The 2,316-nt window shown below is 60.1% G+C and carries 2 protein-coding genes and 1 pseudogene; all 3 read right to left on the bottom strand.

The features are described from left to right. Positions 1-255: pseudogene (locus ABY403_RS15805) on the bottom strand (cysteine--tRNA ligase); the annotation flags it as partial. Positions 256-435: 180 nt separating this feature from the next. After that, entirely contained in the window at positions 436-1,512 is a 1,077-nt protein-coding gene (locus ABY403_RS15800; RefSeq protein WP_372841772.1) for an ABC transporter ATP-binding protein, read from the bottom strand. A 14-nt stretch (positions 1,513-1,526) separates the two neighbouring features. Then, positions 1,527-2,316: ABC transporter permease (locus tag ABY403_RS15795; protein ID WP_372841771.1), on the bottom strand; the 790-nt coding region annotated here is incomplete at its 5' end.

Raw genomic sequence — 2,316 nt, 5'->3', positions numbered from 1 at the left:
GGTTTCAGCAGCCTTCGCGATGATCTTGTCATCCACGTCGGTGAAGTTGCGCACATAGGTCACGTGATCCGGCCCATAGACGTGGCGCAGCAGGCGGAAAAGCACATCGAACACCACCACCGGGCGCGCGTTGCCCAAGTGCGCGCGGTCATAGACCGTGGGTCCGCACAGATACATGCGCACATTCGCCGGATCGAGCGGCGCAAACACCTCTTTGCGGTGCGTCATGGTGTTGGTCAGGCGGATGGCCGTCATATCTTACCTCGCGGGCGCTGCCGGCGGCGGTCTATCAGGTTCATCCGGTTTTGCAAAACGAAGGAACGGCCCGCCGACACGCAGTCAGTGGCTAATGCAGCAAATGCTGATCCGGGTCGTTTTCATGGCGGCGAAACTAGCGCGCCGCCAGTGGCTTGCCAAGTGGCGATGCAAGGGGTTTCAGCGAAACAGCACAAGTGCCCCGGCAGACCACGCCACGCGGGTGCGGCTGCCGTATTCCAGCACGGGGCGGCCAAAGACGTTGCGCATCGAAATCCGCACGACATTTTCGACCCCATCAAGGCGCACATCGTAATAGGTCATGTCGCCATAATAGACGACCTCTTCGATGGTGCCGGGGGTTTCGCGGTCCATCGCCTTCTGGCCGTCGTAAAGGATCGTCAGCGTTTCTGGCCGGAATCCCACGCTGACGGTGCCATCCGTAGCCCGGCCCGTGCCCTGCGCCGCCTCGATATCGACCCGGCCAAGCCCCGCCACTTCTAGCTGCACGGTATCCCCCGCCTCGCCCAGAACAAACGCGGGCAGAAAGTTCATGACGCCAATGAACTCGGCCACACGGCGCGAATTGGGGCGGCGGTAAAGCACCTCGGGTTCAGCAAGTTGCAGGATTTCGCCCTCGAACATCACCGCGATGCGATCTGACATCACCAGCGCCTCTTCCTGATCATGCGTGACCAGAACGAAGGTAATGCCCACCTGGCGCTGCAACTTGATCAACTCGACCTGCATCTGCTCGCGCATTTTCTTGTCGAGCGCGGAAAGCGGTTCATCCAGCAGCAGCACCTTGGGCTTGAGGATCAGCGCCCTCGCAAGCGCCACGCGCTGCCGTTGCCCGCCAGAAAGCGCATGTGCCGCGCGCTTCCCATACCCCTTGAGGTTCACCATCTCGAGCGCTTCTTCCACGCGGCGCGTCTTTTCATCGGCGCTTCCCGGCTCGCGACGAAGGCCGAAGCCCACGTTCTGCTCCACCGTCAGATGCGGAAAGATCGCGTAGCTTTGAAACACCATGTTGGTGGGGCGCTGGTTGGCGGGCACATGTTCCATGTGCTTGCCGTCAATCATCACAGCGCCCGAAGAAATCTCTTCAAACCCCGCGATGGTGCGCAAGAGCGTGGTTTTGCCGCAGCCCGACGGGCCTAGCAGCGAAAAGAACTCGCCTGCCTTGATGGTGGCGGTGATGCCGCGCAGTGCGTGATAGTCGCCATAGTATTTATGGACATCCTGAAACTCGATCATGGTGGGGCGGGTGGTCACAGGAAGCCTCCGGTATCGGTGCCGCCGGTCTTGGCTATGCCGCGGCGGCGGAAATATTCGGCGATGGTCAAAAGCACGATCGACGCGGCAACAAGGCAGGTGCCCAGCGCCATGATCATCGGGATCTGTTTTGGGAATCGCAGTTGCGAGAAGATGTAGGTGGGCAGCGTCGGCTCGTTCCCGGCGAGGAAGAACGCGATGATGAACTCATCGAGCGAAATCGTGAACGACATCAGCAGCGACGAAATGATGCCGGGCATCACCAGCGGCAGTGTAATCAGCCGGAAGGTGGACCATTTGGTTTCGCCCAGATCATATGCCGCCTCTTCTAGGCTGCGGTCGAGCGCGTTGAATGCGGTGTTCAGAATCGCAATCGCATAGGGCGTGCAGATCAGCACATGGCCCAGAATGACGGTAAAGACCGAAAGCGTCACGCCGATGCCCAGCAGCACAACCAGCAATGATACCGCCACGATGATCTCGGGCAGCACCAAGGGCAGCATGATCAAGCCGATGATCCCCGCCTTGCCCGGAAAGCTGAAGCGTGTCGCGGCGCGCGCGGCAAAGATGCCAAGCGTCGTGGCAAATATCGCAGAGGAAAGCGCGATGATAAGCGAGTTTTCCACCGCCGTGCGCAGCGTCGTGTTGGCCGCCATCTGCCGGAACCATTCAACGGTGAAGCCCTTGAGCGGAAAGGCGATGATCGTGCCGTCGTTAAAGGCGAAAACCGGCAGCAGAATGATCGGCGCATAGAGAAAGAGAAGGTAGAGATAGGCGTAGGTGCGC

The sequence above is a fragment of the Phaeovulum sp. genome (assembly GCF_041596715.1).
Taxonomy (GTDB): Bacteria; Pseudomonadota; Alphaproteobacteria; order Rhodobacterales; family Rhodobacteraceae; genus UBA6213.
The sequence above is the reverse complement of the archived record's forward strand: the minus strand, read 5'-3'. Positions and strand labels throughout refer to the sequence as shown.